The 18496-nt window shown below is 56.2% G+C and carries 19 protein-coding genes; 7 read left to right on the top strand and 12 right to left on the bottom strand.

Annotated elements, in window-relative coordinates; genetic code table 11:
* Window positions 1-4 precede the first annotated feature (4 nt).
* A complete protein-coding gene (phaZ, locus tag ACR0BZ_RS08270) occupies window positions 5-1276 on the bottom strand; it encodes a polyhydroxyalkanoate depolymerase (protein ID WP_480473454.1) in 1272 nt (423 codons plus the stop codon).
* A 111-nt stretch (window positions 1277-1387) separates the two neighbouring features.
* On the opposite strand from phaZ, the gene ACR0BZ_RS08265 reads away from it, so the two are divergent.
* The 3 genes from ACR0BZ_RS08265 (at window position 1388) to phaR (ending at window position 4455) form a co-directional block, all read left to right on the top strand.
* Window positions 1388-3190 carry a PHA/PHB synthase family protein gene (locus ACR0BZ_RS08265; protein ID WP_480919964.1) on the top strand — a complete coding sequence of 601 codons (1803 nt, stop codon included), beginning with the start codon at window positions 1388-1390 and terminating at the stop codon, window positions 3188-3190.
* A gap of 131 nt (window positions 3191-3321) precedes the next feature.
* A complete protein-coding gene (locus tag ACR0BZ_RS08260; RefSeq protein WP_209503426.1) occupies window positions 3322-3768 on the top strand; it encodes a phasin family protein in 447 nt (148 codons plus the stop codon).
* A gap of 135 nt (window positions 3769-3903) precedes the next feature.
* Window positions 3904-4455, top strand: a complete 552-nt coding sequence (gene phaR / locus ACR0BZ_RS08255; RefSeq protein WP_267365377.1) for a polyhydroxyalkanoate synthesis repressor PhaR — start codon at window positions 3904-3906, stop codon at window positions 4453-4455.
* A gap of 48 nt (window positions 4456-4503) precedes the next feature.
* Here phaR and ACR0BZ_RS08250 read toward each other — a convergent pair whose 3' ends face one another.
* The 10 genes from ACR0BZ_RS08250 to ACR0BZ_RS08205 form a co-directional block, all read right to left on the bottom strand.
* Window positions 4504-5718 carry a DegT/DnrJ/EryC1/StrS family aminotransferase gene (locus ACR0BZ_RS08250; RefSeq protein ID WP_480558232.1) on the bottom strand — a complete coding sequence of 405 codons (1215 nt, stop codon included), beginning with the start codon at window positions 5716-5718 and terminating at the stop codon, window positions 4504-4506.
* Between the two features lie 113 nt (window positions 5719-5831).
* A complete protein-coding gene (locus ACR0BZ_RS08245) occupies window positions 5832-7136 on the bottom strand; it encodes an NAD(P)/FAD-dependent oxidoreductase (protein ID WP_480919963.1) in 1305 nt (434 codons plus the stop codon).
* Between the two features lie 8 nt (window positions 7137-7144).
* Window positions 7145-8503: a glutamine synthetase family protein gene (locus ACR0BZ_RS08240; protein ID WP_480919962.1), complete on the bottom strand. Its 1359-nt coding sequence runs from the start codon at window positions 8501-8503 to the stop codon at window positions 7145-7147.
* Window positions 8503-9183 carry a type 1 glutamine amidotransferase gene (locus ACR0BZ_RS08235; protein ID WP_480919961.1) on the bottom strand — a complete coding sequence of 227 codons (681 nt, stop codon included), beginning with the start codon at window positions 9181-9183 and terminating at the stop codon, window positions 8503-8505. The genes ACR0BZ_RS08240 and ACR0BZ_RS08235 overlap by 1 nt, the downstream gene beginning before the upstream one ends.
* Window positions 9184-9242: 59 nt before the next feature.
* The gene (locus tag ACR0BZ_RS08230) at window positions 9243-10562 is read right to left on the bottom strand and encodes a glutamine synthetase family protein (protein WP_480919960.1); all 1320 of its coding nucleotides are present in this window, start codon (window positions 10560-10562) and stop codon (window positions 9243-9245) included.
* 808 nt (window positions 10563-11370) lie between these two features.
* Entirely contained in the window at window positions 11371-12615 is a 1245-nt protein-coding gene (locus ACR0BZ_RS08225) for a HipA domain-containing protein (RefSeq protein WP_480919959.1), read from the bottom strand.
* A gap of 10 nt (window positions 12616-12625) precedes the next feature.
* Window positions 12626-12889 carry a helix-turn-helix domain-containing protein gene (locus ACR0BZ_RS08220; RefSeq protein ID WP_480919958.1) on the bottom strand — a complete coding sequence of 88 codons (264 nt, stop codon included), beginning with the start codon at window positions 12887-12889 and terminating at the stop codon, window positions 12626-12628.
* A gap of 237 nt (window positions 12890-13126) precedes the next feature.
* Window positions 13127-13387, bottom strand: a complete 261-nt coding sequence (locus tag ACR0BZ_RS08215) for a pyocin activator PrtN family protein (RefSeq protein ID WP_480919957.1) — start codon at window positions 13385-13387, stop codon at window positions 13127-13129.
* A 9-nt stretch (window positions 13388-13396) separates the two neighbouring features.
* Window positions 13397-13654 carry a pyocin activator PrtN family protein gene (locus tag ACR0BZ_RS08210; RefSeq protein WP_480919956.1) on the bottom strand — a complete coding sequence of 86 codons (258 nt, stop codon included), beginning with the start codon at window positions 13652-13654 and terminating at the stop codon, window positions 13397-13399.
* A 31-nt stretch (window positions 13655-13685) separates the two neighbouring features.
* Window positions 13686-13943 (bottom strand): hypothetical protein, encoded by a 258-nt coding sequence (locus tag ACR0BZ_RS08205; RefSeq protein ID WP_480919955.1) that lies wholly within the window; start codon window positions 13941-13943, stop codon window positions 13686-13688.
* Between the two features lie 275 nt (window positions 13944-14218).
* Between ACR0BZ_RS08205 and dusA the strand changes: the two genes are divergently transcribed.
* From dusA to ACR0BZ_RS08185, 4 genes are read left to right on the top strand one after another with little or no spacing between them, the layout of a single operon-like run.
* Window positions 14219-15244 (top strand): tRNA dihydrouridine(20/20a) synthase DusA, encoded by a 1026-nt coding sequence (gene dusA / locus ACR0BZ_RS08200; protein ID WP_480919954.1) that lies wholly within the window; start codon window positions 14219-14221, stop codon window positions 15242-15244.
* A gap of 18 nt (window positions 15245-15262) precedes the next feature.
* A complete protein-coding gene (locus ACR0BZ_RS08195; protein WP_480504631.1) occupies window positions 15263-16087 on the top strand; it encodes a sulfite exporter TauE/SafE family protein in 825 nt (274 codons plus the stop codon).
* The gene (locus ACR0BZ_RS08190; RefSeq protein WP_480919953.1) at window positions 16084-16866 is read left to right on the top strand and encodes a hypothetical protein; all 783 of its coding nucleotides are present in this window, start codon (window positions 16084-16086) and stop codon (window positions 16864-16866) included. The genes ACR0BZ_RS08195 and ACR0BZ_RS08190 overlap by 4 nt, the downstream gene beginning before the upstream one ends.
* 39 nt (window positions 16867-16905) lie before the next feature.
* Entirely contained in the window at window positions 16906-17631 is a 726-nt protein-coding gene (locus ACR0BZ_RS08185; RefSeq protein WP_480919952.1) for a SpoIIAA family protein, read from the top strand.
* A 621-nt stretch (window positions 17632-18252) separates the two neighbouring features.
* Here ACR0BZ_RS08185 and ACR0BZ_RS08180 read toward each other — a convergent pair.
* Window positions 18253-18486 (bottom strand): DUF1289 domain-containing protein, encoded by a 234-nt coding sequence (locus ACR0BZ_RS08180; protein WP_209503450.1) that lies wholly within the window; start codon window positions 18484-18486, stop codon window positions 18253-18255.
* Window positions 18487-18496: the final 10 nt, after the last annotated feature.

Raw genomic sequence — 18496 nt, 5'->3', positions numbered from 1 at the left:
TCGCTTAGGCAACCTTGTTGGAATTGGCCGCGCGACGGTTTGGTTTTCGCGCATTTTCGTTCATGAAATCAATCACAAGAGGACGAATGTTGTCGCGCCAGCTGCGGCCTGCGAAGATACCATAGTGACCGGCGCCGGGTTCAACGTGGCTTGCCTTTTTGCTGTCGGGCAGGCCGGTGCACAAATCCAGCGCGGCAATACACTGGCCGGGTGCAGAGATGTCATCATTTGCACCTTCGACAGTCTTCACCGCAACATCAGTAATCTTACTGATGTCCACCTTGTGACCCGCGACCACGAACTCGTTTCTCGCAATCTCTCGATTCTTAAAGACCCGCTCGACCGTCGAAAGATAGAACTCGGCCGTCATGTCCATAACGGCCAGGTATTCGTCGTAGAAGCGGTTATGCGCATCCTGATCTGAGGCCTCGTCCCGCATGACGCGCTGAATCTGGTCGGAAAACGCTTTGGAGTGACGATCTGCATTCATGGACATGAACGAGGCCAATTGCAGCAGACCCGGATAGACCATACGTCCAACGCCTTTGTACTTGAAGCCAACGCGCTGAATCATTGTTTCTTCCAACTGGCCCATGGTGACGCGACGGCCAAAGTCTGTCACATCGGTCGGCGTTGCGTCCGGATCGACGGGGCCACCAATCAGCGTCAGAGTGCTTGGCTGCGCTTTGGGTTCGATTTCGGCCAGGTATGCCGTTGCGGCCAATGTCAGAGGCGCAGGTTGGCAAACGGCAACAACATGGGTGTCCGGTCCAAGCTCTTTCATAAAATCTACAAGGTAGAGCGTGTAGTCTTCGACATCGAATTTACCTGCGGACACAGGGATATCACGCGCATTATGCCAATCGGTGATGTAGACTTCGCAATTGACCAGAAGGCTTTTGACCGTCGAGCGCAGCAACGTTGCATAGTGCCCGGACATCGGGGCAACCAACAGCACTTTGCGGGGTTGTTCTTTCCGGCCATTGACGCGGAAATGTACCAGATCACCAAAAGGGCGTTCCAGAACAGTCGTGATTTCAACCAGATGATCCTTGCCATCTTCGCAGGTGAACGTGCGAATTCCCCAATCGGGCTTTGCAACCATCCGCTGGAACGTACGCTCGGTCACTTCACCCCAGGCGGCCATCCAGTTGAATGCGGGGTTCGGCACCATGGAAAACATCGGATAAGACGCCATCGCGCTGGCGGTTGCACCAAGCCACTGGTTGGTGTTTCGCGCAGTTTCCATCAGGTCGTAGGTCATCATATAGCGCATAAATGGGGCCTCCTGAGTGTCAGCCTGATAGTTCGGACCATTCGTCGCTTTGCCCCCCAGCACCCACGACGTTATTCTGCATAGCAGCGAGGTTAGGGGGGAATTGTTAAAATGACAACTAGTGAAGACCACATGCCAGACGTATCCGAAGAACACATTGAACGCCTTAAAGAAAATATGGAAAAGGTTGAGAAGTTATCGAAGCGCCTGATTGAGGTCATGGCTGTAAAACGGCCCCACACGCCCGCGCTGGACGGCCCGAATCAAGAGCTTTTCGCACGAGCAGCAAGTGCCTATTGGGCAGAGGCTTGGCAAAATCCCGCCAAATTGCTGGAACAACAGATAGAATTTTGGGGCAAGTCAGTGTTGAACTTTGCCGAGGCGCAGAAAGCGCTGACTGCGTCTGACGCGGAAAGCGAAGCACCCAAGCCAGAAGACAAGCGATTTTCGAACCCCCTTTGGGAGACCAATCCCTATTTCCGTCTGATCCGCCAGCAATACCAGACCAATGCGCAAGCAATCGCGCAGGCTGTTGCGTCCGTGGATGATCTGGATGCCAAAGACAAAAGGCGGCTGCAATATTTCTCGCAACAAATCGTCGATATGATGGCGCCGACAAATTTCCTGGCGACCAATCCGGATGCCTTGCAAAAAGCGGTCGAAACCGAGGGCCAGTCACTGATCAAGGGGTTGGAAAACCTTGTGTCAGATCTTGAGGCCAATAATGGAGAATTGGTCGTCAAACTGGCAGATGAAAGCGCTTTTGAGGTCGGCGGTAATCTGGCGACGACGCCGGGGGAGGTGGTTTTTCGCAACCGGATGATGGAACTGATTCAGTACAAGCCAGCGACCGAAACGGTCTACGAGACCCCGATTGTTCTGTTTCCGCCCTGGATCAACAAGTTCTATATTCTGGACCTGAAAGCCCAGAACAGCATGATCAAATGGATCACCGAACAGGGGTATACCCTGTTTGTTGTAAGCTGGGTCAATCCGGACGAAAGCTATGCCGAAACAGGCATGGAAGACTACATTCAGGACGGTTTCCTGACTGCAATCGAGACGGCCAAGAAGATTTGCAAGGTCAAACAGGTCAACGCTGTGGGGTATTGCATCGCGGGCACCACCCTGAGCCTGACGCTGTCACTGCTGAAACAACGAGGAGACAAGTCGGTCAAATCGGCGACTCTGTTCACCGCATTGACGGATTTTTCCGATCAGGGAGAGTTCACGCCCTTCCTTCAAAACGATTTTATCGACGGAATCGAAGAAGAAGTGAAAAAGGAAGGTGTTCTGCGGTCGTGGATCATGGCGCGCACAATGTCCTTCCTGAGATCACGTGACCTGATTTATGGCCCGGCCATTCGCAGCTATATGATGGGTGAAGTGCCCCCGGCCTTTGATTTGCTGTACTGGAACGGTGACGGAGCCAACCTGCCGGCGAAAATGGCGGTTGAGTACTTGCGTGGACTATGCCAGCGCAACGAATTCGCCACCGATGGCTTTGAGTTGCTGGGGCATAAGCTAAAGCTTGGTGACGTTGATGTGCCCCTTATGGCCATCACATGCGAAACCGATCACATCGCGGCGTGGAAAGATTGCTATCGCGGTGTGCAAAAAATGGGCTCGCGATCAAAAACTTTCGTGGTTTCCGAGTCGGGTCATATTGCGGGCATCGTGAACCCGCCCAGCAAGAAAAAGTATGGGCATTACACCAACCCGGATTTGAAACCAGACGCCGCCACCTGGTTAAAGGAAGCCGATTTTCATGAAGGGTCATGGTGGCCCATGTGGGATGCCTGGCTTAAGAAACGTTCAGGCAAGCAGGTACCGGCCCGTGAACCTGGCGATTCGAAGCACCCGAGCCTGGCTGCTGCACCCGGAACGTATGTAGTGGCAAAACCAAACGCCTGATTTCATTCTGAAACTTAATTTTTTCTGCAGCGCAGCAAGAAAAAACTTGCAATGCTGCGTTGCAGCAATCATATTGTCCTCAAGCTGATGAAACCCGGGGTGGGCCCGGACTGGCTAAAAGGATTATGACAATGGCTAAGACCCAAGACTTTACCGCGATCATGAAAGACATGATGGGTGCATTCCCCGTGGACACAACCGCAATGGAAGGCGCATTCAAATCGACCGCTTCGCTGAATGAAAAGCTGTCGGGCGTTGCTCTGGAAGCAGCAGAGAAATCGGCAGAAATCTCGAGCAAATGGACCAAAGACACGCTGGCCAAACTGACCGAGATGTCGAAAGCCAAGGCAGAGCCTGCCGACTACGCAAAAGCAGCAACCGATTTCGCAAGCGCGTCTGCTGAAGTTGCAGCCGAGAACATGGCCGCTTTCGCAGAAATCGCGAAAAAAGTTCAGACCGAAACCGTCGAACTGCTGATGGCTGCTGGTAAAGAAGCTGCGGAAGAAGCATCCGCCGCTGTTAAAAAAGCAACCAACGACGTGACCACAGCCGCTAAAAAAGCTGCTGCTGCGAAGTAAGAAAAGTCAGCGAAACGCACCCGACCCTCCCTATAGGTGCAATCGCGTTGGGCAGGTCCATTGACCTGCCCTTTCTTTTTGTGCTGCACTCGCATAACCTGTGCTGCAACGCATCATCCTTGGGGAGGGTACCCGGTGTCGGACCAAGAAAAACCGCTGCTGATCAAGCGCTATGCCAGCCGTCGGCTGTATAACACCGAGACCAGCGATTACGTGACGCTCGAAGATATCGCGGGATTCATCCGTGACGGGCGCGAAGTACAGATCATCGACCTGAAATCCGGCGACGACCTGACACGGCAGTATCTGCTGCAAATCATTGCTGAACATGAAAGCCGCGGCGAGAATGTGCTGCCGGTCAATGTTCTGAATGATCTGGTGCGCAGCTACATGCTGCCGGGCGGGGGCATGATGCCGCAATTCCTGCAAAGCTCGTTCGATATGCTGCGCGAAAGCCAAAGCAAGATGATGGAAAACATGAACGCCATGAACCCGATGTCCCAGATGCCGGGTTTTGAAGCGTTGCAAGCACAGCAGCAGGCATTTCTGAAGGCTATGACGGGTGGGTTGTCTGGCAGATGGTCCTCGCCAGAGAAGGAAAGTGAAAAGTCAGAGCCGAAAGAGGATCTTGACGATATCAAGAAACAGTTGGCTGAACTTCAACAGAAGCTTTCGAAACTGAATTAGGGTGAGCCGGAGGAAAAGGCCCACCATTTAAGTGGGCCAGTTCTAGTCTCAGGTACCGTAGACCGGCATTGGGCCGGTCACTTCGCCAACGGCGGCCAGCAAAATATCTGCAATCACGTCCAGCTCTGCGCGCGTCAGGCGTACGGGCAGTCGGACGTCACACGCTTTCATCAGCATGTCACGTGTTTGCGGAAGCTCGAACGTTTCCGGCAGGAATTGCCAGTTCCAGAAGGCGCGCGCATTGTCCTGGCTCAGGCCAAAGACCTGAACTTTGACACCGCGTGCCTCGGATGCGGCGGCAAATGCGCGAATCTCGTGTTCCTGCAACCCAACCAGATTGAACTGAATCGAATCCGGCGCGCGCTGCTCGGGGGGCAAGGGTGCGGGCACGTTGATATGGGGTGAGGTATTCAAGCGTCCGGCAACATAGTCGTGGTTCGCCAGACCGTCGCGAACACGACGGGCCAGTTCCGGGATCTGCGGGCGGATCACAGCGGCGCTCAGGTTGTTCAAACGCAGGTTATACAGTGGCAACTTGTTCTGCCAGCGAGCGAAGGCCTCTTCCAGCTCGGGCGAGTTGTCGCCGTGCGGTCCTTTGTGTTTCTTCCAGTTATGTTCGTACGCGCCCGACATGATGACGGCACGGGCCACCAGATCAGCATCGTTTGAGATCAGAATACCGCCTTCGCCCGCATTGATCATCTTGTAGGACTGAAACGAGAAACAGCCGACCTTGCCGATGGTGCCGATATTTTTGCCATGCCAGGTCGTGCCCAGCGAATGCGCAGCGTCTTCGATAACCGGGATGTCACGCGCGTCGCACAGCGCCATGATCGCGTCCATATCAGATGTGTGGCCGCGCATGTGGCTGATTATCACCGCATGAACGCTGTCGAGCTTGGCCTCGAAATCGGGCATGTCGATGCGATAATTCTCACCCACTTCGCACAGAACCGGGATGCAGTCCGCGTGAATGACTGACGAGGGAACCGCGGCAAATGTGAAGCCGGGGATCAGGACGCGCGCATCGCGCGGCAAACCCAGTGCCTTGAGTGACAGAAACAGCGCAGCAGAACAGGATGAAACAGCGAGAGCGTATTTTGTGCCCAGCAGTTCGGCAAACTCGGCCTCTAGCAAAGACACCGGGGCATCTTGCGGGGCGGTATAACGAAACAAGTCGCCCGACTGCATCAGGGCGTCGATGGCTTCTTTTGCTGCTTCTGGGATGGGTTCGGCGTCATGAACGTTTGGTGGAAGCGTCATATTTGGATTTCCCGAATTCTATCTTTGGTAAAGATAAAGCTATTCGGGTGGCAATCCAAGCCCTCAATCGCCGCGCCAGCGGAAATTCACCAATTTGTCACAAGTAACGTGGATCAGATCCCAAGCCGGTCCCGCAAGGCGAACCATGTCATTGCCAGCACCAGCAGCGGGTTGCGCAGGGCGGACCCGCCGGGGAAGGGCAAGGTTGGCACGCGGGCCATTGTATCGAACCCTTCTGCCTGTCCCTGAATGGCCAGCGCCATCAGTTGCCCGGCATGGGTCGCGGTGCCTACACCATGACCGGAATAGCCGGAAGCAGACAGAATATTGGGTGCGATACGCACCAGATAAGGCATCCGCCGCATGGTAATGGCCAGCGTCCCACCCCAAGCGTAGTCGATTTTGACATCGCGCAGATGTGGGAAAATCTCGGTCATCGGCTTGCGGACCTTCGCAGCGACATCCGCAGGAAAACGATAGCCATAGCTTTCGCCGCCACCGAACAAAAGCCGGCCATCGGCGCTGAGGCGGAAATAGTTCACCACGAACTTGGTATCCGCGACCGCGACATCCTGAGTCAGGACCCGCGCAGCCTCGCTGCCAAGGGGTTCGGTCGCTGCAATGAAGTTGTTGATGGGCATGACACGGGCCGCGACGGTCCGGTTGAGATTGCCAAGATAGCCATTGCAGGCCAGCACAACATGGTCGGCCCTAACGTTCCCCCTGGCGGCCCGGATCAAGGCAGGTTGGGTTTCGTCAATATCGATGACTTCGGTGCCCTCAAAGATGCGAACACCCGCTTTGGCCGCAGCCTGTGCCAACCCCAGCGCAAAGTTCAATGGGTGCAGATGAGCGGCCCCCATGTCCAGATACCCACCCTTATAAGCGGGTGAGGGGCACAGTTTGTGGCCTTCATCTTCATCCAGCAGCTTGATCTGGTCATAGTGATACCGGTCGGACAGATGGCCTGCATGGTCATGCAGCTCTTTTCGTTCCGAAGCTGACAGACCCAGAACCGCGACACCGGGTTGCAAGTCGCACGCGATCTGATGCTTGGCGATCAGTGATTTGACCAGATCCTTGGCGTCTTCGGCCAGGTCCCACAGCTTTGCGGCATCCGGGTCGCCAACAAGGCGCTCGAGGTCTTCCTGATCCATCCGCTGCGCGCTGCCCAGCTGGCCACCATTGCGCCCCGAGGCACCAAATCCGACACGGTGGGCTTCAAGCAGAACGACATCGAACCCCGCCTCGGCCAGATGCAATGCTGCGGACAGGCCTGTGTAGCCGCCGCCCACAACGCAGACATCCGCCGTAATATCTTCGGCCAAAACAGGAAAGCGTTCCGTTGGGTTTGCCGTCGCGGCATACCAGCTGGCAGGGTATTCGCCCTTGCGGTCATTGGAATAGAGCAGGTTCACGAAAAGTCTCAAACGTTGATCAGCAGATGTTCCCGTTCCCACGGAGAGATGACCTGCAGAAATTCTTCATACTCGGCCCGTTTCACGATGCCATAGACACGGGCAAACTCGGGGCCAAGGATTTCGTGCAGGGCGGTGGCTTCGTCAAACAGATCCAACGCATCGCCCATGACCTGCGGGATATCCCCTTCGCCTTCATAGGCGTCACCATAGAATTGACGACGCGGGCGTTCCTGTTCAACCAGACCCAGATAGCCGCACGCCAGCGACAGGGCGATGCCCAGATACGGGTTGCAATCCATACCGGCGATGCGGTTTTCGACACGGCGCGATTCAGGTCCGGACAGAGGAACGCGAATGCCTGTAGTGCGGTTGTCGCGAGCCCATTCCAGATTAATCGGTGCCGCGTGGTCTTTCACGTAACGACGATACGAGTTCACATAAGGTGCCATCACGGCCAGACCGGCGGGCAGATGGTTCTGCAACCCGGCAATGAAGTGATAGAACGCGTCCGTTTCGCCGCCCTGCGGGCCCGAGAAGATGTTCTGGCCGGTCTCCACGTCGATAATCGAATGATGGATATGCATGGCCGAACCCGGCTCTTCCTCGATCGGTTTGGCCATGAAGGTTGCAAAACAATTATGCCGCAATGCCGCTTCGCGGATCAGGCGTTTGAAGTAGAAAACCTCATCAGCAAGTTTGACCGGGTTGCCGTGGCGCAGGTTGATCTCCAACTGGCCCGCACCGCCTTCCTGGGTGATGCCATCGATTTCGAACCCCTGATGTTCGGCAAAGTCATAGATATCATCGATGACCGGGCCGAACTCGTCCACCGCAGTCATCGAATACGCCTGCCGCGCCGCAGCCGGGCGGCCAGAACGCCCCATCATCGGCTTGATTTCCTGTGCGGGATCGACGTTGGGGGCGACCAGAAAGAACTCCATCTCTGGCGCAACAACCGGTTTCCAGCCTCGGTTGTGATACAGCTGGACCACGCGTTTCAACACGTTACGGGGGCTATAAGGGATCGGATCACCATCCCGGTCATAGGCGTCGTGGATCACCTGCAGCGTCCAGTCCCCGGTCCAGGGCGCGGCTGAAGCCGTCGAATAGTCGGGCTTCAGGATCATGTCCTTTTCGATGAACCCGTCGTCACCCGCGGCTTCACCCCAGTCCCCCGTGATGGTCTGGAAGAAGATGCTGTCGGGCAAGTGAAAGTAGGATTGCTTGGCAAATTTCGTAGCAGGCACGGCCTTGCCGCGCGCAATTCCGGGAAGGTCCGAGATGATACATTCAACCTCGTCCAGCCGCTGTCCGTGGAAATAGGCTTTGGCGGCTTCCGGCAGTTTATCAGTCCAATCAGCCATCAGGCTCTCTCTTTCTTTAAAAACTCGGCCATATGGCGCGCGATTGTGGCGTTGTCATCCGGAGCGGTTTCGCGATTTGCGGCCTCGCGCATCAGGTCTTCGGGGACGACGCCTTTTCCCCGTGTGCGCATCAGGCCCGCGACAAAACCATTGGTGAATTCGGGGTGGGCCTGAACCGTCCAGATCGTGTCTCCATAAGCCAGCATAGCGTTTTCGCAAAATGCGTTCTGACCCAGAACGCGCGCCCCTTCGGGTAGCTCGACGACCTGATCCTGATGCCAGGCATTCAGCCAGACAGTGTTGCCGTCAAACTCGTATTCAGTGCGTCCGACAGCCCAACCGCCCTTGAATTTCTCGACCTTGCCGCCCAGTGCCTGCGCGATAATCTGATGCCCAAAGCATACGCCGATCAGTGGCTTTCCGCTTTGCTGTATCTCTCTGACCAAGTCTTCCAGTGGGGCGATCCACGGCAGGTCTTCGTACGCGCCGTGGCGCGAACCGGTAATGACCCAACCATCTGCGTCACCCGCACCGCTTGGGAATATGCCGTCGACCACGGCGAAGGTCTGGAACTCGAATCCGTTGCCACCGAGAAGTGCAGGAAACAGCTCATCATAGTCGCCGAATTCGCCATGCAACGCATCTGGTGTGTGGCCGGTTTGTAATATGCCGATTTTCATGTGTCACCAAATTTGATCAAATTCACTCTAGCTGAGTCCCAATGAGGCGGCAAGGGGGGTCAAACCGCCTCGAGATAGCTCAGCCAGTGATCTTCAGGAGTGATGCGCTCAAATCGTTCAACTTCCTGTCGCTTGGTCATGGTCAGGTACTGGATCAGGTCAGCCGAGAAAAGTCGGGCGACCAGGGGGTCGGTTTCAAACCTGTCAATTGCAGTTGCCCAGTCCGGCATCAGTTGGGGCAGGTCTTCAATATCGTAAGCATTGCCTGTGATCGGGGCAGGGGGGTGCAGGCCGTCTTCGATCCCGACAAGGGCTGCGCCCAATACCGCCGTCAGCATCAGGTAAGGGTTGATGTCACCACCCGCGACGCGGTGTTCGATGCGCCGCGCTGCTGGTGCTCCGCCCGGGATGCGAATTGCGGCTGTTCTGTTCTCATAGGCCCAGCAGGCCCCGGTCGGCGCATGCGCACCCGGTACAAGCCGGGTGTATGAATTGCCATGCGGAGCAAAAATCAACGTGCTGCCTGGCATGGCCGCCACACAACCCGCGACAGCGGAATGCAGAATGCTGGTCCCTTCAGGCCCGCCATTGTCGAACACATTGCGCCCGCATTGGTCCAGCACTGAGAAGTGCACATGCATCCCATTGCCGGCATCATCGGCATAGGGTTTTGACATGAATGTTGCGGCAAACCCGTGTTTGCGCGCCAGGCCGCGCGTCAACGCCTTGAAAAGCCACGTATCGTCGGCGCAGCGCATGGCATCCTGATGATTCAGGTTGATTTCGAACTGGCCAACGCCACTTTCCGAGATGGCGGTTTGCGCGGGGATGTCCATGGCGGCGCAGCCATCGTAAAGGTCTGTAAAGAAATCCTCGAACGCGTCCATTTCAGCGACCGACAGAACGGATTCGTGCAGCAGGCGGCGCCCGGTGATCGGGTTCAACGGAGGTTGCGGTTGCGCGCCCGAGGCATCGATGAGTGTGAATTCCAGTTCGGTCGCCGCGACGACCGACCAACCGCGTTTGGCATATCGGTCAAGAATGGCAGACAGAGCGTGACGCGGATCACCCGCAAACGGAGTGCCTGCATCGTCATACAAGCTCATCGGAACCAGCGCCGTTTCTTTCGGAAGCCAGGGGACAGGCACCGGGCCCCGGTCGGTTGGTCGCAGCACGCCATCGGCATCGCCGGTTTCAAACACCAGCGGACTGCCGTGGATGTCCGCGCCCCAGAGATCGACATTGAGCGCCGAGAACGGCATTCGCACTGCACCTTTCTCCAGCTTGCTCGCATATTCAGGGGGCACGCGCTTGCCCCGCATCTGACCGTTCAGGTCACAGGCAGTCACACGAAAACTGTGCAGGGCGCTCAGGTCCATTTGGGGCTCCGTCAATTCTGTTTCCCCGTGATGTACTTCAATGGATCGGATTTGTCACCAAATTTGATCAAATTTTGATTTTTGGGTCAGATGCGGCTGCTCGACATAGATTTTTGGTTGAGTGCAAAAGTGGTCCTGCCGACAAAGCTCGCGTCTCGCATTTCCAGCAGTGAAAACATCATGGGAGTATCTGTTAATCCATTGAACATATTCCACAATGGCGTTGTCTGCGGCAAGTCAGAGAGTGGTTAGATTTTCCCAGTGTTGAAAGCACGGCGATCGGATTTGATGCGACGCCTGAACCCGCAAAGCAGCTTCTTTTGACCACTCCTCAAAAATTGGCTTATTTCGACGATTTTTCTATGATAGCTGCGGGTTTCGACTCTTGAGGATGGTTGAGTTGACTGCACGTGGAAGAGATAACATTCAACACGATGCCATACCGAGCATTGCACCCATGATGGATGGGATGGGGGCTTTCTGAAAGCCCTTGTTTTACTGGGGTTTCGAGGCGCCTTTGAACTTTGTAGCATTGATTGTAGCACCGGGTTTTGTCGGGTGAAGATTCGGGTTGTGTTTTTCAGCACGGATTGGCGGTCAGGGCCCCAACATAGTAAGCCAGTTTTCCTGAGCCGTTGAACTTTCTAGTAAGGATGAAAAGAAGCGTCAGGTCCTTCGGCTCGTTTCAAAGCTACCGGCAGGGGCAGCACTCCTCATTGCAAAGCCAACGGTAGCAGTCGCAAGTGCAGTTCATTTTCACCGTTGGTTCGTGCAAATTGCCTGCAACCGGGGTTGGCGCAGCAAACGGCTATTGGTCCAGACCATTCAGAATGGTCCGGCTTCTCCTGGCGACAGCTTCTTCGATTTGACCAAGAAGCGCGTGGCCGCCCGCGGGCATGGCCTCGACCATCTTTCGGGCTGGTTCCGCCTGCTCCAGGACAGCCCGGGAAAGTGCTTCAACGCGTTGGACAGCTCCATCAGGCCTCAGGCCACATTTCTTCGCTTCGCGTTCCCAATGGCGTCTTTCGAGGTAGTCGCCGTCTCGTATCCCTCCGATGTCCAGTGCGAAGTTCCTGGTGATGCCGTCCCAGACAGCGGCACAAATGACATCATAGATCGGGGTCAATTCGATCCCGTCACCGGCAATCAGGATCGAATAGTTCTTCATATGCGCATCTGTATTGCAGCACAGAATGTTGAGGACCATCGCGTCCCAGAGCTTCAGGACTTCACCGGCTCCGGCAACCTGTCGCAACCGATCCGCCATCATGGCGAAATTTCCCTTGGGGCCGCGGAATTGGGAATGCTGGTATTTCGCGGATGGCGGTAAGCCAAGAGCCTGACAGAAGTCCTCCTGGTGCAGCCGCCGAAGGACGTCACCCTGGTCCAGACGATCGTATCGTCCGACAAGAAGGTACGTGCGTGATCCGGCGATGCCTGTTGTCACGGGGGGAGTGGGGATGCCAACCAGATTGGCAAGTGTCATGCAAAAGGCCTCGTTGTGGACACTGCCCCAAAGGTTCTTGCTGTCTGGCTTCAGGATGTGGCTGGATGCCGCGCCATCTACGGGAATTGCGATCTGGCCGTTATCCAGGACACGTACTGCCAGCTTGGTCTGAACCCCGGCAAGAGACATCGACACGCCATCGTCACCTGCCAGAAAGGGTTTTTTGGGAAGGTCGTTGATGATCCGTTCAAGCGCGTCTTCACTTTCTACCGGAATGACCTTCAGATCCGTCGCGCCGCGCTCGGCAAACGAAATGGCCCCTGAGGTATCCCGGCCGACCTGCTGCAACAGCCCAAGAACATCGGTATGTGGGACATCAAGGATCCGGGCGATCTGTCGAATGGCGTCGTTGTCTTCCGGAAGGAGGTTGAGCAGCCACGGGCCGAGCAAGTCCCAGCCATGAGGGTGCTCCCGGATGGGCATGGTCGTCGAAATCGGGAAGGCCCCGTGTTGATTGATCCATTCCGGTGCATATTGAAAGACAGGAGGTTCCTTCCCGTCTTCCACGATTTCCCCAACCGGGTGCCGTTCGAAGTAGATCTTCAATGTCCGGTCCTCAAAGCGGGGGCAGTTTCGTATTCGATGGTCTCGCTGCCTGCTCGAACAGGGTCGAGAGGTTCAGGCCCAGAGCCTCGGCAGCTGCCAGCGAGGGGGCGAGGTAGCTCGTTCCCTTTCCGCTTTCCAGTTCGCTGATGAACCGGCGGTTTGATCCAATCATGGATGCCAGTTTTTCCTGCGTGTATCCAAGTTTCTTCCTCCGGTTTCGAATGCCGTCCCCGAATGCCTTGGCAAGCCTTTGCTCTGCGGTGCTTAGTTCCATATTCATTGCTCTCGGCTGTTACATCTCTGTAGCAATTCTTCCAACCATGAGGTCTTGATACAAGTCTGTATCATTTTCTGACCGAGTCACCCAGAAGTTACGTCCTTGTAGCAATTATGGCCTGTCCTGAAAATTGATACAAGTCTGTAACATGTATGTGGCTGTTTTTGTTTTGCCTGTTCCGTTCCCATGAACAGCAAGTCTTTCTTCTCGCTCTCGCACCTTGTCACAACAAGCTCAATCTTGCCCATACTCTATCATTCTGGCGATCGCCGCAGCCCGTCTTTCCTGAATGTACTTCGCCAAATGGGTATGGGGTATCCTAGAAGTACGGATCGCATTGGCACCCTTGGTTGGGAGATCGAACTGAATCCTCCCGTTCTTCATTTTCTGCTCAAGCGCTTCCGGCTCGAGCCCAAAGTACTCGTTGGCCATCTCGCGGAACGAGATGTCTTCTTGCCCATCATGGCGGGTCAACAGCAGCAACAGGGTTGTCATTTCGTTTCCTCACCCCTTCTGCTTTAGTTCTTTTTCGGCCGCCGCTCGTCGGGTATCGACATACTCAGCCAAATCCATCGAATGCACCCCTTTGGCACATTTCTGGCTTTCTTCTTCCATGAGCACGAGCGGAATCCTGATTTCGCCTGACCGGATTTTCTCATGAAACTTCCCGACAGAAAGTTTGAACCAATCGCGTGCGACCGTTTCTGAATTGATGATCGCCTGGGCGTTGTACATTGCCATCATCATGATTGCCGTATTCACTAGATATCCTCGTTTTCGAAGGAAAAGTGGCCTAAACGAGCACTTGGGGCGGCAACAAACCGCGACAGGTCCAGCAACGCTTTTGCGCGTCTTTTGCCTTTACGGCGCGTTCCAGCCCGCCCGGCTTTTTCAAGGCGTCTTCATGACACTTCAAACAGCTTCTTGCAGCCTGCTCCGAGGTAAATGTCTCGACCAGGTTGAGGATGACCTTTCCGTTTTTCTTCTTGCGAATCTGGACGGTTAAGCTCGGTTTGCCATTGGCCTTGAGGCGTTCTGTGATAGTTCCCATGGGTGTTCCTTTCAGTCACGGGTTTTCCATGGCCGGGACATCTGATCGTTAGATTTTTTCTGAAGCCGGTTTGACTGGGTTTGAAACCCAAATCGGGGGCGATCCAGCCGAATGGGGCGGGACTGATGGGGTAGGATGGCGGCCCGGCAGTGCTCGAACAGGAGTTCTGGAACTTGGGGCGAAAAAAGTGCTACACGGCGCCGTCGGTGCTACGTTCTGTAGCACCGCACCCGAAAACGGGGCTAAATCGGGCCAAAACGAGGAAAACGGTGAAGATGGCGGATTCGAAAAACCAAGAAAAATCAGGGTTTTCCGAAGTGAGGCGGTCAGCGCGCCTCTCCATTGCACCCATGATGGACTGGACCGACCGCCACTGTCGGTATTTTCATCGACTGCTTAGCTCGGAAACCCTGCTGTATACCGAGATGGTAACCGCACCGGCGCTTGTTCGGGGTGGGGCGCTGCATCTGTTGGACCATTCACCGCAGGAACATCCCGTGGCTTTGCAGTTGGGTGGGTCCGATCCGGAGGAGCTGGCGCAAGCGGCGCGTTTGGGTGCTGATGCAGGATATGATGAGATCAATCTGAACTGTGGATGCCCGTCGGACAGGGTGCAGTCTGGTACTTTCGGGGCGGTTCTGATGAAAGATCCGGCGCGGGTTGCAGAATGCGTCGCAGCAATGCGCGACGCGGTTAATGTGGATGTCACGGTCAAATGCCGCATCGGTGTGGATAATCAAGAGCCCGAAGAAGCTCTGCCTGCGTTTCTTGAGCAGATCAGTGCGGCAGGTTGTCAAAGAGTAACGATCCATGCGCGCAAGGCGTGGTTGCAGGGGTTGAGCCCCAAGGAAAACCGCGATGTTCCACCGCTTGATTATGACCTTGTGCATCGGATGAAAGCCGCGTTTGCGGATCTGCATATATCGATCAATGGTGGTATCGCCAGCTTGGATGAAGCAGCAGCACATCTGGACGCGGGTCTTGACGGTGTCATGATCGGTCGGGCGGCCTATCATCAACCCGGTGATATCCTGGCAGATGCTGACCGGCGCATATTTGGCGTTGGAACCGTTCGCGATCCGATGACGGTTGTTCAAGAAATGGTGCCCTATGTTGAGGGGCACCTTGCCAATGGCGGGCGTTTGCACCAGATCACGCGGCATATGCTGGGTCTCTTTGCAGGGCGTCCCGGTGCGCGGGCATGGCGGCGCGCATTGTCCGAAGGGGCCGTGCATGAAGGGGCCGGGCCAGAAGTCATGCTACAGGCCCTGAACCACATAGCGCCGATGGTCGAGGTTTAGACGGCAAAAGGGGGGACGATGCCCGAGACAATGTTGCTAGCCCAGATGATGGGCCTTTTGCTTGTGATCGGCGCGCTGGCCGGTGTGCTTGCCGGGCTGTTGGGAGTGGGCGGCGGTATCGTTTTGGTCCCCGCGTTCTTCTATGCGTTTCAAACGCTTGGCTATGGTGGTCCGCAATTGATGCAGCTTTGTTTGGCGACGTCGCTGGCCACGATCATTGTAACGTCGATGCGGTCAGTTCTTGCCCACAACAAGAAGGGTGCGGTGGACTGGGATATCCTGCGCGGTTGGGGGCCGGGTATTGTCGTCGGCGCAATTGTCGGAGTGCTGGTCGCATCGGCGCTGCGGACCGAGGCTTTGCAGGCACTGTTCGGAATTCTGGGCATGGTGATCGGTGCCTATCTTGGGTTGGGTCGCGCAGAATGGCGGTTGGGCGACGCAATGCCCGGCGGTATCAAACGGGCCGTCCTGTCCCCACTGGTCGGGTTTCTTTCCGTTCTGATGGGCATCGGCGGTGGCAGTTTCGGTGTGCCGCTGATGAGCCTCTATAACACCCCTATCCACCGCGCGGTCGCGACCGCTGCCGGGTTTGGGGTGATCATTGCCGTACCGTCGGTCATTGGGTTCTTGTTTGTGGATATCGCGCCCGAGCATCGCCCCCCGTTGACCATCGGCACGGTTAATCTTGTGGCCTTCGGGATCGTTGTTGCAATGACAATGGTTACCGCGCCCTGGGGGGTAAAGCTGGCCCATGCGATGGACCCAAAACCGTTGAAACGTGTCTTCGCCGTGTTCCTGACGCTGGTCGCGCTGAATATGCTGCGCAAGGCCGTGGGCTTATGAGCGATTTTTTGGCCCGGGGCTGGGTGAAATTCCCGTATGACCCGGTGCTGGCCGAATGGGTGAACTACGCCTTGCCTGCCGCACAGACGTCTACAACGGACCCGGCCCATGCGGAATGGTTGGATTGTGAAGGGACGTGGTTCATCGGTGTCGACGCACTGCCCAATGACACGAAGGGCAGGGTCGGGCAGTCCGGGCCTCTGACCGGGAAGGCCATGGCGTTCATCGACAAGCACTTTGGAGATTTACCGCTGCACAAGGGGCAGGTTTCGGTTGTTTATCCGGGTTATCCGCGCCCGCGCCGGGGCGAGAATGAAGCGGCCACCCGCTACCGTCGAAACAGGGATGCGGCCCATGTGGACGGTTTGCGCCCGACAGGACCGGATCGCCGCCGCCGGGTTGACGAACCTCATGCCTGGATTCTGGGCATTCCACTGACCGAGGCCAGCGCAGACGCGTCTCCGATGGTGGTGTGGGACGGCAGTCATGACATTCTACGGGCCGCGTTCAGGCAGGCGCTAGAAGGGATGCCGCCTGAGGTCCTGCACGACGTTGACATAACGGAGATCTACCAATCCGCCCGTCGCGAGGTGTTTGCGACCTGCCCAAGGATCGAGGTGCCTGCAAAGCCGGGAGAGGCCTATCTGCTGCACCGCCATTGCCTGCACGGGGTTGCACCTTGGGCCGCAGGGGCGACGGCGGGGCAGGATGGTCGAATGATCGCCTATTTCCGCCCCGAATGCTCCGGTGGAGTAGCCGAATGGATCGAATCCGCCTAACGTCCTGTCATTATTTGGCTTTGGAGGTTTTGACCGATGATGACGGTTCATACGAATTCTGACGGTGCACTCATAGAAGTCGAGTTGTCGGGGCAAGTGACCAGCGCCGACTACGCCAATACTCTGGTTCCCGCGATCGAGGCTGCGCTGACCGAACATGACACGGTTCGGCTGCTGGCAATAATCCAACCTGAATTCCAGGGGTACGATCTGGGCGCGGCCTGGTCCGACACCAAGCTGGGGTTAAGCCATTGGCGAGGTTTCGACCGGATCGCAGTTGTTGCTGACCAGGGCTGGGTGCAGACAAGCGTTCGTCTGGCTGCCCCCATCCTGCCCTGTCCGGTTCAGGTGTTCGATCTGGTCGAGCTTGAGGCGGCCCGACGCTGGATGCGTGAGTCCCTAGGATCGATCCACGTGACTGACCTGAGCGGCCCATGTGTTCAGATCAGCCTATTGGGCAAGCTGGACCCTGAATGGTACAAACAGGCAGAACGTGATCTGGATGCATTGTTACAGGACCGGCCAGGGTTTCGCCTGCTGATAGACCTCAGGGAGTTTGACGGCTGGCAAGGGCTGTCAGCGCTTGCGGCGCATTTTCGGTTGGCCAGCCGGAATATCGGGCAACTGGACCGAGCTGCCATCGTTGGGGACAAAAGCTGGCAGCGTATGGCGCAGAAGGTCGCGAGCCATGTTTTAGGAACCCGGACTCAGTTTTTCCCGTCTGAAGAATACGACAACGCCAGGGCATGGCTTGCCGCCGGATAAAACCCTCGACTGTGAAACGCCTGAGCAGGCAACACCCAATCGGTCAAGTTCGTGACGCAGCCACTGATCCGGTTGTGCGATGTCAGGCATGATTCGGCTACTGACCGCGGATTTTCACAGCTTCAGCCCCAACTTTCCCAGTCTTGGCAAAGTCGGATCGAAAAGTGACGTAAGGAAATTATGTGCTTTTGTGAGTTTTTCTTGATTGAGGCGTCAATAACGATCAAACGCCGCGTGTTTTCCCCCTACTTGTGACGGGAAATACCTTTAGCCACACCCTGTCGCTGCGGGTTACCACTCACGTTGAACCACAATGTTCAAGAGCTAGACCCCCTCGGAGCTCGAACTCGACCCGCAGTGGCACGGTTACTGGAAACGGGACGTCCGCAATGCCACTAAAGACTTTGATCGGAAGACTCACTAATACCAGAAAGACCAAACGTGCGGCTGACGTGCTGCAATCAGAATGCGTGCGCAATGATGATCGGCGGTCCAAAACCAGCCAATCCGAGATTGCGCTTCTGTTTCAGAAAGAATTACGGGGCACCGCGCCGAACGCACCTATCCCGAGACGGGTCACACAGCCGGCAGAAATGTCATCAAAACGTCTACGCTGATCGGTCAGGAGCCATTCATGCGAGCGGCACGCCCGCCGCGCCGCTTGCTGAGCCGCGGTTTACGAGACGGCAGGTCGTTCATGATTTCAGCGCGTTCGCTACTGTCCATCCTGGACCAGCGAGAGATCTCGTCGATCGTGCGGTAACATCCGGTGCAGATACGCTCGGCCGGATGGACAACACAAATCTGGACACAAGGGCTTTCGACCTCATTGCGCTTCCAAACCATGTTCGTCATCAATCGGTCT

It is taken from the genome of Ruegeria sp. P8 (assembly GCF_056534665.1).
This window is presented reverse-complemented; position numbering and strand designations above follow the sequence as displayed.

Coding starts and splice junctions, on each gene's coding strand:
- phaZ (WP_480473454.1), bottom strand. CDS start 1,276: ATGCGCTATATGATGACCTACGACCTGATGGAAACTGCGCGAAACACC.
- ACR0BZ_RS08265 (WP_480919964.1), top strand. CDS start 1,388: ATGACAACTAGTGAAGACCACATGCCAGACGTATCCGAAGAACACATT.
- ACR0BZ_RS08260 (WP_209503426.1), top strand. CDS start 3,322: ATGGCTAAGACCCAAGACTTTACCGCGATCATGAAAGACATGATGGGT.
- ACR0BZ_RS08250 (WP_480558232.1), bottom strand. CDS start 5,718: ATGACGCTTCCACCAAACGTTCATGACGCCGAACCCATCCCAGAAGCA.
- ACR0BZ_RS08240 (WP_480919962.1), bottom strand. CDS start 8,503: ATGGCTGATTGGACTGATAAACTGCCGGAAGCCGCCAAAGCCTATTTC.
- ACR0BZ_RS08235 (WP_480919961.1), bottom strand. CDS start 9,183: ATGAAAATCGGCATATTACAAACCGGCCACACACCAGATGCGTTGCAT.
- ACR0BZ_RS08230 (WP_480919960.1), bottom strand. CDS start 10,562: ATGGACCTGAGCGCCCTGCACAGTTTTCGTGTGACTGCCTGTGACCTG.
- ACR0BZ_RS08220 (WP_480919958.1), bottom strand. CDS start 12,889: ATGGAACTAAGCACCGCAGAGCAAAGGCTTGCCAAGGCATTCGGGGAC.
- ACR0BZ_RS08215 (WP_480919957.1), bottom strand. CDS start 13,387: ATGACAACCCTGTTGCTGCTGTTGACCCGCCATGATGGGCAAGAAGAC.
- ACR0BZ_RS08205 (WP_480919955.1), bottom strand. CDS start 13,943: ATGGGAACTATCACAGAACGCCTCAAGGCCAATGGCAAACCGAGCTTA.
- dusA (WP_480919954.1), top strand. CDS start 14,219: ATGGCGGATTCGAAAAACCAAGAAAAATCAGGGTTTTCCGAAGTGAGG.
- ACR0BZ_RS08195 (WP_480504631.1), top strand. CDS start 15,263: ATGCCCGAGACAATGTTGCTAGCCCAGATGATGGGCCTTTTGCTTGTG.
- ACR0BZ_RS08190 (WP_480919953.1), top strand. CDS start 16,084: ATGAGCGATTTTTTGGCCCGGGGCTGGGTGAAATTCCCGTATGACCCG.
- ACR0BZ_RS08185 (WP_480919952.1), top strand. CDS start 16,906: ATGACGGTTCATACGAATTCTGACGGTGCACTCATAGAAGTCGAGTTG.
- ACR0BZ_RS08180 (WP_209503450.1), bottom strand. CDS start 18,486: ATGACGAACATGGTTTGGAAGCGCAATGAGGTCGAAAGCCCTTGTGTC.